The sequence below is a fragment of the Salinicola salarius genome (assembly GCF_002179555.1).
GTDB classification, from domain to species: Bacteria; Pseudomonadota; Gammaproteobacteria; order Pseudomonadales; family Halomonadaceae; genus Salinicola; species Salinicola salarius_A.
In genome coordinates this window covers 242,959-257,400 of record NZ_NHOU01000003.1, presented here as the reverse complement: position 1 = coordinate 257,400, position 14,442 = coordinate 242,959, and the positions used below count along the sequence as shown (strand labels likewise).

Sequence of the window (14,442 nt, the reverse complement as noted above, 5' to 3'; positions counted from 1 at the left end):
TCCCCATGTGAGAGTAGGTCATCGTCAGGCACTTATTTCGAACCCCGGCCATTGGTCGGGGTTCATTCGTTTAGGGGTCTCCCATGGAGAGCGCCGGACGACGGGTGGCCGCCCCCGTCATCGTCAGGCATCTATCCCGAAACCCCAGCCCACAAGGCTGGGGTTTTTTTATGTCCGCACGGAACGTCACGGGCCTCTCAGTCAGTCGTGACGGCTTTCTGTCGTGACGGCATCGATCAGGCCGTACTGAACCGTCTATTCGTGCTGAACTGTGTATGAAGAGCGAGCGGGTCTGGACGCGCCATTGCCGATCACGCCAACGAAAATAGCATCCCGCTTTTGATCAGCTCGATATCCTTGTTGTGCATATACTCCTGTGGTTAGCCATCCAGATCACAGGAGGTTCATCATGCCGACTCCCAGCCGCGAGGAGCTTCTGGGCGAGCATCAGCCCGATGCGGTGCGTGCCCGGCTAGCAAGGCCAATGAGAGCATCAACGTTACCTGATGCTGTACTCGGAGGTATCGATGGCTGTGTCACTACCTTTGCTGTGGTATCCGGTGCTTTCGGTGCGGGTTTCTCGCCACAAGTAGCATTGGTACTGGGTTTCGCCAACTTGGCTGCTGATGGCTTCAGCATGGCAGTGAGCAACTATGAGGCTGGCCAAGCACAATTGGCCCAGATTGCTAACGCTGAACAGGTCGAACAACAACATATCGCCTTGGTGCCAGAAGGCGAGCGAGAAGAGATTCGTCAGCTGTTTCAAGCGAAGGGATTTGAGGGGGAGTTGCTTGAACAGGTGGTCGAAGCGCTATGTCACGATCCAGAAGTATGGGTCTCGACCATGTTGCGAGAAGAATATGGGCTTTCCGCTGCTGGAATTAGTCCCTTGCGATCGGCTCTGACTACCTTCGCTGCATTCCTTTTGGTCGGCGCTTTGCCCCTATTGCCCTATGCCCTGCCAGGGCTCGGTATTACCACTCAATTCCTGGTCAGTCTTGGCCTCGCAGGGCTGGTGTTTTTAGGTATCGGCATGCTTAAGAGCGCGGTGTATGGCGTGCCAGTGTGCCGGCCGGGACTACGTACATTGTTAATGGGTACCGCAGCAGCCGGATTGGCTTTTGCTACCGGCTATTTCGCACAAGGGGTACTAGGGCCTGTTGACGTTTTGAGGGNGCCCACAAGGCTGGGGTTTTTTTATGTCCGCAAGAAACGTCACGGGCCACCCAGCCTGTCATAGCGGCATCGCGATGACTTGGTGGCCTCATGGCGAAGCCCGTATGGGTATGTGGATAAGGGTGAGCTTGAAGAGAGCCCTCCGTTACTTCGCTAGCGCCATTCTTGATATCTCATGGCAAGGGACGGAACCCCTTGACGCCAGAAGCAGACACTTTTGCCCATTTTCGAATAATTAGGAGAAATTAGGGAAGGCTGCTTTGAAGTTGGCTGATTCCGCAATCTGTGGCTATGGTTGTTAGGGCAAATACATGGAAGCAGTTGCTCAGGAGAATGCGAGATGCGCACTGACCTATTGAAAAAAATGGCAATGGCTATGCTACTGGGCCTGATGGCATTTGGCGTTGTGGCTTGCGATAACGACGAAGGGCCAGCAGAGGAAGCCGGAGAATCGGTCGATGACGCCGTGGACAACGCAGGCAGCACGATGGAAGATGCTGGCGAAGACATTCAGGATCAGGCAGAGGATGCGCAGAATTAATTCTGTCATGGTGCCCGCGTAGGGTGAGAGAAAAAACTCTGCGTTTATCACCATGGTTTGCCTGAAAACTAATCAGGCGATCATGGAGAAAAGGCCCGAGTGCCGTGCTTACGGCACTCGGGCTTTTCATTGCTATCGATATGAACGTCTAATAGTTGAGTATCGAGATAGCCTTGGCCTTCACTATCACTATTTCGCAATAAAAGAACGGGCGGTGATGTCCACGACACCACCGCCCGTTAATCCTTTATAACACTTACTTCGTTACCAACTCCCCGCACGGATTTTATCCTGACAGGGAGTGGTGCTGGCTAAAGCCATTGATCAGCTATCATCCCTTTTCGGAAGTGCATAGGCGATCACATAGTCACCGGAAGGGGTCTCCATGAAGTGGTGCCCGGTGGCGACGATAACGACGTACTGTCGGCCATTAGCTTCATACATCATCGGGTTGGCCTGGCCGCCCGCGGGTAGGGGAGCCTGCCACACCGTCTCGCCACTTTCGATGTCGATGGCACGAATGAGGTCGTCAGTCGCGGCAGCAATGAAGATCAAGCCACCAGCGGTCACCACGGAGCCGCCGTTGTTGGGCGTGCCGATATCGATAGGTAGCCCTGAACGAATGCCCCACGGGCCGTTGGCACGGGCCGTGCCTAGCGGCCGATCCCATAGCGTATCGCCGCTGGCCAGATCGATGGCGCGGATATGACCATACGGCGGCTGCTTGCAGAGCATGCCGGTGTAGGGCACACGCCAGCCAGCGTTGACGTTGATCGCATACGGCGTATTGGCCTGCGGATCACCGGCACCCTCGGCGCCACCACTATCTTCCTGCTGTTCCTCGCGGGGCACCCAGCCCAGTTTGTTGGCGACGTCACGCGGTACGAGTTCGTTGTAGTTGGGCATGTCGTTGTAGTTGGCAATGATGACACCGCGACGCGGGTCGATCGCCACGCTACCCCAGTCGGAGCCGCCGTTATAGCCGGTGTACTGGATCCACGGCTGCTCGGCGGTCGGCGGGGTATACATGCCCTTCCAACTGGCCTGATGATACTGAATGCGGCAGAACAATTGGTCGAATGGGGTCATGCCCCACATATCCTTCTCGTCGATGTCCGGCTGACGCAGTGTTGCGTAGAGCGAGAAAGGTTGCGTCTTGCTGCGCTGCTCCGGCTCGGCGCCGCCCTGGGGAACCGGGCGCTCTTCGGCGCCGCCGCCCAGCAGCTCACCCGTCTCACGATTGAAGACGTAGATCTCGCCCTGCTTGGTCGGCATGACCAATGCCGGCACCTTGCCATTGTCGGTGGGGAAGTCGATCAATGTCGGCTGTGAGCCCGGATCGTAATCCCAGACGTCCTTGTGCGCCGTCTGGAAATGCCATTTCGGCAGGCCGGTTTCGACGTCCAGGGCAATCATGGAACTGGCCCACTCGTTTTCCTCGGGCGTTCGCGAACTGCTCCAGTAATCGCCAGCGCTGTTGGCCATCGGCAGATAAACCAGGCCGAGCTTGCTGTCACCGGCAGCGGTCGTCCACATGTTGGGAGAGCCGCGCACATAGGTTTCATCGCCGCTCAGGGGTTCGCTCTGATCCGGACGACCAGCATCCCACGCCCAGAGTAGCTCGCCGGTTACGACGTCATAGCCCTTGATCACGCCGGAGGGCGGATAGCGACGCTGACCATCCAGGACCTGGTGACCCGTGACGAGCACGTTGCGTACGACAACCGGAGCGGAATTGATGGAGACATACCCTTCCGGCGTCTCGCCCATATTGCGCTTGATATCCACCTGACCATTGTCACCGAAGCCGGTGCACGGTTCGCCGGTCGCGGCATCGACTTCGATCAGGCGGCCGTCAAGGGTGCCCGAAATGATGCGCGCTTGGCAGGACTGGTCGTCATTCGAAGTGACGGCCATCTGGTTCTGCGATGCCTCGCTGTCCGGCGCCTGACCTTCGTCATCACCTTGTGACTCGTTTGCTGCCGTGGATTGGCCCTGGCCCGTCGGCTGGCCAGCGTCCGGCGAAGGTTCTTCCGGCACCTCGTAATACGTCACGCCGCGGCATGCAGCCGTGTAGGGGATGGCGTCCTCGGAAACCTGCGGATCGTAGCGCCAGTTCTCCTCGCCGGTTGCAGCGTCCAGGGAGATCAGGATGTTGCGCGATGTGCACAGAAAAACGTCGTTCCCGATTTTCAGCGGTGTAGTTTCAGCGCCCCAGCGATGATCGAGAACGTCACCGGTACGATACTGCCAGGCTACCTCCAGGTCGCCGACGTTATCCGGTGTGATCTGATCCAGAGGCGAGTAGCGCGTGGCCGCCGAATCACGACCATAGGCGGCCCAATCGCCCGAGGCCGGGACATCGGCTGGCTGCGCGTTGCCGACATCCGTCGATAGCGACTCGTCGGCTACCGCAGGTACATCCTCGAGATTTTCGTAGCCGCGGTTGGGAAGGAATGCCAGCGCGCCGGCCACCACCAGGCCCAGAAACAGGACGCCTGCCAGCGAGAATCCGGCCTTGCGGGAGGGGCCGTTCTTCAGCGCTGGGGTAACCAGCGCGACCAGAATGGCCAGGATCAGCACGATATCCAGCCGAGGAATCCAGCGCCAGTAATTCAGCCCCGATTCCCAGGCCGCCCACAGGAAGGTACCGATAAAGACGATCCCGTAAATAACGGCGCCAGAAATCTGGTTGCGAAACAGTTGGATGCCAGCAACCAGCATCAGCACACCGGCGATAAGGTAGTACCAGGAACCGCCTAGCGTCGCCAAGTAAGCGCCGCCGGCTCCCAGAGCCAGACCAACGAGCGCAACAATGATTCCGACGAGCTTGGCAAAAATGCCCCCTGCACCGCCGGAAGAAGTCGTATTGGCCACTGTATTCTCCCTTGAATGATATTTGATGTTAGGTTGGTCATGCTCCGAAGCGACCAACTGCCTGATGCGATAAGCTGTGGCATGAAGTAAGGGTAGTCACGGTCATCCAAGCTGGCGATCAATTCCGTCCGGAACCCAATCAGTTCTTTGCCTGCAACTTCTCCGAGGTACCTCTCCCATAAGACAAAGGTTTAAGGACCATAACAGATTTGTTACGGTTCAAGCGAAGCAGGCTAACAATAGCTCCTAACTGCTTCCTACAAGACCTCAGAATTCGTACAAGGGAACGACAACGTGACTTCGAAGACCTTCAAGTCCCTCGGTATTGCCGTGGGCATGATGACGTGCGTCCCGTCAGCACTGGCGCAATCCCCTCAGGACAGCGAAGCCATTCAACGCCGGCTCGATGCGTTGCAGCAGCAGGTTCAGCAACTGCAGCAGCAATTGGCGGAACAGCGGGCCAGCCAGCAGGCAGATAGTGTTCAGACTCGTCAGATCGCCGAAGAAAACCGCTCCCTGCTGGACGAGGTGGGTACGCCACAGTTCACTGGGCTCGTCGAACTTGGTTACACTTTCAACGACTGGGACGAAGCCAGCAAGGACACCACGGGCGACGTCGATTTCGGGAAATTCATTCTCGGGATGGACGGTGGCGAAGGGCCGCTGTCGTACTCTTTCCAGTACCGTTTATACGACGACTACAATTTCCTGCATCACGCCTGGGCGGCCTATCAGTTCAGCGATAACGACAGCGTCAAGCTGGGGCTGTTCCAGACGCCGTTCGGCAACATGGATTACGGCTATCTCGGTTGGTACGGCACGCTGCCGTATCTGGCCGGGTTCAATGACAACCAGAATGCCGGTATTGCCTGGAACCACAGCCAGGGCGCCTGGGATACCAGCCTGGCCTTCTTCAAGAGCGACCAGCTCGGCGACGAGAACGATCATTACGGCGCCAATCCGATTGGCAGTAGCGATCAGGGCAACACCGAAGAGAACCAGCTCGCTGCCCGCATTGCCTATACCTTCAATCAGGGTACGGATTACACCACCGAGGTGAATCTGTCGGCCAAGGGCGGCCAGCTCTATAACAACCAGACGCACGGGCCAGCTCTATAACAACCAGACGCACGAGAGTGGCGACAGCTGGGCAGTCGCACTTGGCATGGATGGCAGCTACGGCAACTGGATGACACAGCTCCAGGCCACGACCTACGAGTTCAATGCCGAGAACCCGGACGAGTCGGTTTCCGGCATTTCCGATAACGTCATCCAGATCGGCGCGTTCAACTTCAACTATCTGATCCCGGCCGAGGGCGAGATGTACTCGGCGAGTCTGGCTTACAGCATGGACGTGGACTGGGGCGCGATCGAGAATCTCTACTTCTACAACGATTTCAGCTATATAGATCCTGCCGACGACTATTCCGCGATCAACGGCGGCTTCGGCGATATGGATGATCCGATGCTCAACGACCTGGGCATGAAGATCACCGCCGGACGCTACTATGCCTGGTTCGATATCGTCACCAACAAGAACGGGCTTAACTACTTCGGCTCGCCGGTCGACGATGGTTGGCACACCAGCTTCCAGACACACGTCGGCATCACTTACTGAGCTTTCGAAAGTCTTGCCTGATCAAGCACCCGGCATCGTTGTCGGGTGCTTTTTTATTTCTGCACGATTCCTGCACGACGCGCTGCCCATCCACGCCATGCCTTGATGCCAAGGGTTGGAATAGCGTGAACAGGGGGTAGGCAAGTTCGCCGGACATGCTCTTGTATATTTTATACAAACACCCTAGTGTCTACGAAAAGCATAGTGTCGGAATGTAATCATCCATGGCAGGATGACTTCGACGCTGCTGTCGATGTGGCTCGAATACGGAAGGGCGCCCGCCCGACCCCTTTGCAGTACGAATAAACAACAATCGCTGAAGGGAGTAATCGCTGTATGGGTAAATTCCTCAAACTGATCGCCTCTGCGGCCGTCGTCAATCTGGCAGCCGGTTCGCTCGCCATGGCGCAGGACGGGCCCATCACCATCGGTGTCCAGGTGCCGACTACCGGCTCCGAAGCCACCTACGGCAAGGACATGTACAACGCCATGATGCTGGCCGCCGACGAGATCAACGCCGACGGTGGGCTGCTGAATGGACGCCAGATCGAACTGGTCACCGGAGACACGGCCTGCGACCCGCAGCAGTCGGTCAACGCCGCCAGTCGTCTGGCCTCGCAGGAGGTCGTCGGTGTGGTGGGCGGCTACTGTTCCGGTGCGACCCAGCCGACGCTCAAGACCTACGGTGATGCCAACATCCCGTTCGTGATCGTGGCAGCCAACTCAACCCAACTGATCCCGGCCAACCCCGGCAACGCGGTAATGATCAACTCCACTGGTGACGACCAGGCCAAGACCGCGCTCGAGTTCTTCGAAGGCAAGGACATCGAGAAACTGGCGATCGTCAATCAGGGGGATGCCTATTCCCAGGATCTGGCCAATCTGACCCGGGACGCCTGGACCGGTGCCGGTCACACCGTCTCGGCCTTCGAATACGTCAACAAGGGGGAGCAGGACTTCTCCGCGCTGGTCAACAAGATCCGTGGCTCCGGTGCCGAAGCGGTTTTCTGGACAGCCTACTACGCCGATGGCGGTCTGCTGATTCGTCAGCTGCGTCAGCGTGGCTTCCAGGGCACCATCGCCGTGGGTGACGGATCCAACTCACCGGAACTGTTCAATATCGCCGGTCAGGCTGCCGAGGGCGTATTCGCATTCTCCAACCCGACAGCCGACTTCCTGCCGGCCGCCAAGCAGTTCACCAGCGACTACGAGTCCCGGTTCGGCAATGCGCCGGGGCCGTATGCGCCGCTCGCCTATGATGGCATGCAGCTGATGGCCTGGGCGATCGACAAGGCCGGCTCCACCGATGGCGACGCCATCATCAAGGCGCTGAACAGCGCCGACGGGCAGGAGTGGCTGGCCGGTCCGATCTCCTTCACGCCTCAGCACACGCTGGCACGCAGCAACTTCGTGGTGCTCGAGGGCCAGGGCGGCAAGTGGACTCGCTACGAGGAATGACGACTCGCTCTTCGGTTCGAGCCTCGGCTCGGACCGAAGGTGCCGTCACGCGTCGCGGGGCGTGAAACCCGCGACGCGCTCGCTCTCCTCATCCGCTTTCCGCTGCCCAGAGACATACGCCCATGACCTGGTACGATTCTTTTCTGCAGCAGCTCGTCGACGGGCTGGTGCTGGGCTCTTTCTATGCCCTGGTGGCGCTCGGTTACACCATGGTGTTCGGGGTCATCAAACTGCTCAACTTCGCCCATGGCGATCTCTACATGACGGGCGCCTTCGCAGGCTTCGGTGGCCTCTCCCTGGTTTCCGGATTCCTCGGCGCCGGCTGGCTTGGCATCTTCGTTGCGATGCTGCTGGCCATGCTCGCCGTCGGCTGCCTGGGGGTGGTGATCGAACGGGTGGCGTACCACCCGATGCTCGGCGCGCCTCGGCTGTCTATCCTGATCACGGCGCTGGCGGTATCGCTGGTGCTGCAGAACGCAGCGCTGGCGCTGACCGGCGGCCAGTACACCGCGTTTCGCACCGATCTCGGGTTCGGCGGCTTCAATCTCGGTAATCTCTTTCTCTCCCACAACCAGATCGTGCTGGTGGCGACCGCAGCGGTATTGATGATCGCGCTCGAGCTGTTCGTCTCCAGGACGCTTTACGGCCGAGCCATGCGGGCGGTCTCCATCGACAAGGACATGTGCCGGATGATGGGGATCAACGTCTCCGCCGTCATCGCGGTGACCTTCTTCATCGGCTCGGGGCTGGCGGCAGCCGCAGGCACCATGGCCGGCGCCTATTACGGCAGCATCTGGTACTTCATGGGCTTTCTGATCGGGCTCAAGGCATTCACAGCCGCGGTGATCGGCGGGATCGGCAGCATCACCGGCGCCATGCTGGGCGGTCTGATCCTGGGGTTGCTGGAGTCCTTCGGAACGCACATTCCGTTCATCGGCAGCGAGTGGAAGGACGTCTTCACCTTCTCGATCCTGATTCTGGTGCTGGTGTTCAAACCCACCGGCCTGCTGGGCAAATCCGAAGTGGAGAGGATGTGACATGGACAGACATTCGCCCCCCACGAGGCCCGATACCCACGAGCCTAGGCCACGCAATCCGCTCCAGCGTCTTTACGCGGCGTTCGAATCGCCAGGCCGGAGACGAGCGCTTCATCTCGCCATCATTGCGATCCTGATCATCACACCCTGGATCTCGAGTCAGTACACCACGGTGATCCTGACCAACGCGCTGCTCTACGTGGTGCTGTGCCTGGGGCTCAATATCGTGGTCGGCTACGCCGGTCTGCTCGATCTCGGCTACGCCGCCTTCTTCGCCGTCGGTGCCTATACCATCGGCATTCTGACGCAGCAGTTCGGCGTCAATTTCTGGGCGGCGATCCCCTTCGCGCTGATGGCGGCGGCGCTGGCCGGCGTCATCATCGGCGGGCCGACGTTACGCCTGCGCAGCGACTATCTCGCGATCGTGACGCTGGGTTTCGGCGAAATCGTGCGCTTCACCGCACGAAACCTCGAAATCACCGGTGGCGCCAGCGGCCTCTCGCATATCCCGGAACCGTCACTGTTCGGTTGGCACATCGATAGCTCGATCGACTTCTACTACGTCTTCGTGGTGTTGGCGGTGCTGGCCTATATTGCCAGCCAGCGGCTGTTCGATTCGCGTCTCGGCAGGGCCTGGCTCTATGTCCGCCATGATGAAGATGCCGCCGAAGCGATGGGGATCAACCGGGTCGCAACCAAGCTGGCGGCGTACGTGATCGGCGCCATCTTCGGGGCGATCGGCGGCATCTTCTTCTCGGTAAATCTGGGCGCCATCTCGCCGGAAAGCTTCAGCTTCCAGCAGTCCGTGCTGATTCTGCTGGCCGTTGTGCTGGGCGGCATGGGCAAGATACCCGGCGTCATTCTGGGCGCGTTCATCGTGGTGCTAGGCCCCGAGTTGCTGCGCGACTTCGGCACCTTGCGACTGCTGATATTCGCCGTGCTGCTGCTGCTGATCATGCTGTTTCGGCCGAGTGGTATCTGGCCCGAGAAACGATCCTAGGGGGAAGCGATGCTGCTGCAACTGAAACAGGTGTCGCTGAGCTTTGCCGGCAACACCGTCCTGCACGACGTCGATTTCGGCGTTGAACCGGGACGCATTCATAGCCTGATCGGCCCCAACGGGGCCGGCAAGACATCGATGTTCAACGTGATTACCGGGTTCTATCGCCCCCAGCAGGGGGAGATCACTCTCGATGGCGAGTCCATCGTCAAGCGCAAGCCGCACGCTGTGACGCGTCTGGGCATCGCTCGGACCTTCCAGAACGTCCGGCTGTTCCGGGAAATGTCGGTGCTGGAGAACGTCATGGCCGGCCAGCACTGCCGGACGCGATCGGGTGCCCTCGCCGCCGTCCTTCGGCTACCGAGTCAGCGCGCCGAAGAGCGCCAAATTCTCGAAACCAGCCTCGAGTGCCTCGATTTCGTCGGCCTGCTGGGGCATCAGGACCGGCTGGCCACCAACCTTGCCTACGGTCATCAGCGGCGTGTCGAAATCGCCCGCGCATTGGCGACCCAGCCCAAGCTGTTGCTGCTCGATGAACCGGCCGCAGGTCTCAACAGCGGCGAGAAGCAGGCGCTGATCGAGTTGATCCGGCGTATCCGTGACGAGCGCGGCGTCGCCGTGCTGTTGATCGAGCATGACATGAGCCTGGTGATGAACGTCTCCGAGCGTATCAGCGTGCTCGACCACGGCAGTCTGATCACCGAAGGCGACCCGCACACCGTGCAGAACGATCCCAAGGTGATCGAGGCCTATCTCGGCCAGGACGATGAGGAGCTGGCACTGTGACGGAAACCCTCAATCAAACCGATAACGATAGGTCGGAAAGCGTCACGCGGCCTGGCAAGGTACGGCTGAGCATCCGCGATGTCGAAGCCTTCTACGGCCAGATCCAGGCGTTGCGTGGGGTATCGCTGGATGTCCATGAAGGGGAAATCGTGACCCTGCTGGGCAGCAACGGGGCCGGCAAGTCGACCACGCTCAAGACCATATCTGGACTGGTGCGGGCCCGGCGCGGCGATGTCCATCTGGAAGGGGAATCGATCGCCACGCTGGCCGCTCACGAGATCGCCCGTCGCGGCGTGGTTCACGTGCCGGAAGGCCGGCGTATCCTGCGCGGGCTGACGGTCAAGGAGAACCTGGAACTGGGTGCCTTCACGGTCAAGGACAACGCGCTGCGGCGACAACGGCTCGAGGAAGTCTATGAGCTGTTCCCGATCCTGCACGAGCGTCGCCATCAGGACGGTTCGCTGCTCTCCGGCGGTCAGCAGCAGATGCTGGCGATGGGGCGTGCCCTGATGCACGGCCCCAGCGTGATGCTGCTCGACGAACCCTCCATGGGGCTGGCGCCGAAGCTCGTTACCGACATCATGCGCATCATCAAGCGCCTGAACGAAGCGGGTACCACCATTCTGCTGGTCGAGCAGAACGCACGGCTCGCGCTGCGGCTGGCGCATTACGCCTACGTGATCGAGAACGGCGAGATTCGCATGCAGGGCGAGGCGGCGAGGCTGCGTGAAGACGAATCGATCGTGAAGGCCTACTTGGGTGTGGGTGAATGACAGGGCGTCGGTGAATGACTCGGTAAATAACGAAGTATCGGAGAATCGTATGCAGACCACTCGCGTGATCCATAGTGTCAGTTGTCATGCCGAGGGAGAAGTGGGGGATGTCATCGTCGGCGGCGTGGCGCCGCCACCCGGCGAGACGCTCTGGGAGCAGTCGCGCTGGATCGCGCGTGACGAAACGCTGCGCAACTTCATGCTCAACGAACCCCGTGGCGGCGTCTTCCGGCACGTCAACCTGCTGGTGCCGCCCAAGGATCCACGGGCGCAGATGGGCTGGATCATCATGGAGCCGGAAGACACGCCACCGATGTCCGGCTCCAACAGTCTCTGTGTCGCGACCGTGCTGCTCGAAACTGGGATCCTGCCGATGCAGGAGCCCGAGACACATCTGGTGCTGGAAGCGCCCGGTGGTCTGATCGAGGCCGTGGCGCGCTGCGAAAATGGTCGGGTGCTAGACGTCACCGTGCGCAATCTGCCGGCGTTCGTCGATCGGCGAGACCTGCGGCTCGAGGTGGAAGGGCTCGGTACGCTGCGTGTCGACACGGCATTCGGCGGCGACAGCTTTGTGATCGTGAATGCCGAGGACCTCGGTTTCAGACTGGAACCGGACGAAGCGCGGGATCTGGTCGAGGCCGGCATTCGGATCACCGATGCCGTCAACGCGCAGTTCGGTTTCCATCACCCCACCAATCCCGACTGGAAGCACGTCTCTTTCTGCCAGATTGCCGCGCCGCTCAGGCGGGAGGGTGATGCCTGGCTTGGCCGCAATACGGTGGCGATCCAGCCGGGCAAGCTCGATCGTTCTCCCACCGGAACCGGCTGCTCGGCGCGCATGGCGCTGCTGCATGCACAGGGCAAACTCAAGCAGGGCGAGACCTTCATCGGTGAATCGATCATCGACTCGCGCTTCTACTGCCGGCTCGATGGCACGACGCGGGTCGGCGACAAGGAAGCGGTGACGCCGCTGATCCGGGGGCGAGCTTTCATCACCGGTACACATCAGCACACCCTCGACCCGCGTGACCCGTGGCCTGCCGGCTACCGTCTCGCCGACACCTGGCCGCGTATCGGTCGTCGATGATAGGCATCAGGCCGCCGGTCGCGATCAGGAGGTGACGGGTTCGGGCTGGCGGTCGGGCTTGATATGCGGGCGCTCGGCCATGATGTGCCCGAGGCGTTCCAGCGCCAGTTCCAGTCGTTCGACCAACCCCACCAGCAACACATGGTGATCCGTCGAGGCATCGCCATGTTTGACTATAGCCTCTTCCAGACGCTCGCCCGCCTCGCGGATCCCCTGCGGCTGGCGGCCGTTGGCACTCTCCTCGAAGCCGGTGGCCAGCGCCTGAAGCAGCTGGCGATGGGCGCGTCGAATGACCGGGTGGGGCGCATCATCGAGTCGATCGCGCAGGCGTAGCGTAGCGGTGCCCAGATCCAGCCCCGTCAATCCGAGTATGAAAAGGTGGCGCTGATCTTGGGGCAGCATGTCGTCGTGCTGGGCCAGTTGCAGGATGCGATCCGCCATATGGCCAATGAAGCGGGTTTCGGCATCGCGTATCGACCGCCGCCGCAGATGATGAATATCCCTGGAGATCGCATTGATCAAGCGGCGCCGACGCAGGCGCGTGCCCAGACCGGGCAACAGCCGGAAGCCCACCACCACGCAGGTGAGGCCGATGATCACCGCGACCGCGCGATTGGCGAAGCTGTCGAAAGAGAAGTCCATGTTGTTGCCGGGCATGGTCAGCAGGATGTTGAAGATGGTGAAGGCCAGGCAATAACCCATCGTCGCCGGATTGGTCGCCCCCATCAGCCCCAGAAACAGCGGCGTGCCGAACAGCAGCGCCAGCATCGGAAAGCCGTTGGCCTGCGACAGCAGTACATGTCCGAACAGGAACGCGCTGGGAATGGCGGCGAGCATGCCCTTGTAGAACATCATGGTGATCGCGACCGGATTGTCTCGGCTGGCAAAGAAGGACGAGAATAGCGTGCCCAGCAACATGGCAATCATGGCGCTGTTCCAGGCCGTGAGAATCCAGAACGTGGCGAGCGTGCCGAAAACGATGCCCGAGCGAATCGCATTGATAGCGGCGGCGAGATGATCGCGGTGCCAGGCCAGAGAAGCGGAGCGCAACTTGTGCGAGCCAGGTGAGGCGATCGCTTCGCGGGCGTTCAGCATGACCATGGCATGGCCGATCGATTCGCGCAGCCCCAAGTGTGCGCGTCGGTCCAACGGTGCCATGCCTTTTTCGTCGCTCTGGTGCACGAGGTGACGCAGCTTCTGAAGTTCCTGACGCCCTTTGACAACGCCCCTGACTTGCTCCGCCTCGCGAAAGCCTTGGGCGACCTGGCGTGCGATCTCGATGCTGCGCGGATCCAGCTTGTCGGCATGGTCACGCATCATTTGATGCAGCGCCTGGAGATTGGCCAGGAAGCGCAGCGTGCGTCGGGTCAGAACGTGGGTGGCACGGACGCGGCCCGGGCCTTCCGGACCCTCGAAGCGCGCCGCCTGGCTATCCGTTTCCAGCGTGGTCAGCGGGCCGAGGCTACCCCGCAGCGCCTTCTGCATGGCGGGAATGTCGTCGCTCGCCTCCAGGCGCAGGGCCGCGTTCTCGAACGCTTCGTTGATGACGCTATCAGCTTGAGTTGAGAGATGCTTGCCGACTCGGGAGGGCCACAGCAACGAGCTGACCAGGGTGGCACAGATCGCGCCCAACCCCAGTTCCGACAGTCGCGCCACGGCGATGTCGAAGATCCCGCCGGGCGTGCTGCCGTTGGAGATCACCACGATCAGCATGGCGGTGACGGCTGCCATCAGACAGCCGTAGGTATAGTTGTTGCGCCATAGTGAGCCGACATAGGTACACAGCATGATCCATAGCGTCAGGGTCATCAGCGCGGGCACCCTGGCCTGGGCAAACAGCGACATGATGACGATTCCCGCCACCGCCCCGACGAACGTGCCGCCGAGCTGGCAGATGCCTTTCTCGATTACCATGCCGCTCATCGGGCGGATCTGCAGAAAGGCCGCCGAAATCAACGCCCAGTAAGGGCGGTCGAGGTTGAACCAGAGCGCCAGATAGAGCGCGATCATCATCGCCACGGTGGTCTTGATGGCGAACTTGACCGCCGTGGCGTCGGGCATCAGGTAGGTCTTGACGAGCGGTGGCATG

12 protein-coding genes are annotated in these 14,442 nt (G+C 60.4%); 10 read left to right on the top strand and 2 right to left on the bottom strand.

Going from position 1 to position 14,442, the window contains the following annotated elements; translation table 11 throughout:
• Positions 1-409 precede the first annotated feature (409 nt).
• The gene (locus CCD76_RS04450; RefSeq protein WP_087718320.1) at positions 410-1,240 is read left to right on the top strand and encodes a VIT1/CCC1 transporter family protein; all 831 of its coding nucleotides are present in this window, start codon (positions 410-412) and stop codon (positions 1,238-1,240) included.
• A gap of 276 nt (positions 1,241-1,516) precedes the next feature.
• Positions 1,517-1,717 (top strand): hypothetical protein, encoded by a 201-nt coding sequence (locus CCD76_RS04445; protein WP_087718319.1) that lies wholly within the window; start codon positions 1,517-1,519, stop codon positions 1,715-1,717.
• 324 nt (positions 1,718-2,041) lie between these two features.
• On the opposite strand, the gene CCD76_RS04440 is transcribed toward CCD76_RS04445, so the two are convergent.
• A complete protein-coding gene (locus CCD76_RS04440) occupies positions 2,042-4,594 on the bottom strand; it encodes a membrane-bound PQQ-dependent dehydrogenase, glucose/quinate/shikimate family (RefSeq protein ID WP_087718318.1) in 2,553 nt (850 codons plus the stop codon).
• 294 nt (positions 4,595-4,888) lie between these two features.
• On the opposite strand from CCD76_RS04440, the gene CCD76_RS04435 reads away from it, so the two are divergent.
• The 8 genes from CCD76_RS04435 (at position 4,889) to CCD76_RS04400 (ending at position 12,353) form a co-directional block, all read left to right on the top strand.
• Positions 4,889-5,713, top strand: coding sequence for a hypothetical protein (locus tag CCD76_RS04435; protein WP_087718317.1), 825 nt, complete (start codon positions 4,889-4,891; stop codon positions 5,711-5,713).
• A gap of 46 nt (positions 5,714-5,759) precedes the next feature.
• Positions 5,760-6,212, top strand: a complete 453-nt coding sequence (locus tag CCD76_RS04430) for a hypothetical protein (RefSeq protein WP_087718316.1) — start codon at positions 5,760-5,762, stop codon at positions 6,210-6,212.
• A 336-nt stretch (positions 6,213-6,548) separates the two neighbouring features.
• Positions 6,549-7,670, top strand: coding sequence for a branched-chain amino acid ABC transporter substrate-binding protein (locus tag CCD76_RS04425; RefSeq protein ID WP_087718315.1), 1,122 nt, complete (start codon positions 6,549-6,551; stop codon positions 7,668-7,670).
• Positions 7,671-7,792: 122 nt separating this feature from the next.
• Positions 7,793-8,707, top strand: a complete 915-nt coding sequence (locus CCD76_RS04420) for a branched-chain amino acid ABC transporter permease (RefSeq protein ID WP_087718314.1) — start codon at positions 7,793-7,795, stop codon at positions 8,705-8,707.
• 1 nt (position 8,708) lies between these two features.
• Complete coding sequence (locus CCD76_RS04415) at positions 8,709-9,707, top strand: branched-chain amino acid ABC transporter permease (protein WP_087718313.1); 999 nt, start codon at positions 8,709-8,711, stop codon at positions 9,705-9,707.
• Positions 9,708-9,716: 9 nt separating this feature from the next.
• A complete protein-coding gene (locus tag CCD76_RS04410) occupies positions 9,717-10,493 on the top strand; it encodes an ABC transporter ATP-binding protein (RefSeq protein WP_087718312.1) in 777 nt (258 codons plus the stop codon).
• On the top strand, positions 10,490-11,266 hold the full coding sequence (locus tag CCD76_RS04405; protein ID WP_087718311.1) for an ABC transporter ATP-binding protein: 777 nt from the start codon (positions 10,490-10,492) through the stop codon (positions 11,264-11,266). The genes CCD76_RS04410 and CCD76_RS04405 overlap by 4 nt, the downstream gene beginning before the upstream one ends.
• A gap of 49 nt (positions 11,267-11,315) precedes the next feature.
• Complete coding sequence (locus CCD76_RS04400; RefSeq protein ID WP_087718310.1) at positions 11,316-12,353, top strand: trans-3-hydroxy-L-proline dehydratase; 1,038 nt, start codon at positions 11,316-11,318, stop codon at positions 12,351-12,353.
• Between the two features lie 24 nt (positions 12,354-12,377).
• Here the strand turns inward: CCD76_RS04400 and CCD76_RS04395 are convergent, their stop codons facing one another.
• A complete protein-coding gene (locus tag CCD76_RS04395; protein WP_087718309.1) occupies positions 12,378-14,441 on the bottom strand; it encodes an FUSC family protein in 2,064 nt (687 codons plus the stop codon).
• Position 14,442 lies beyond the last annotated feature (1 nt).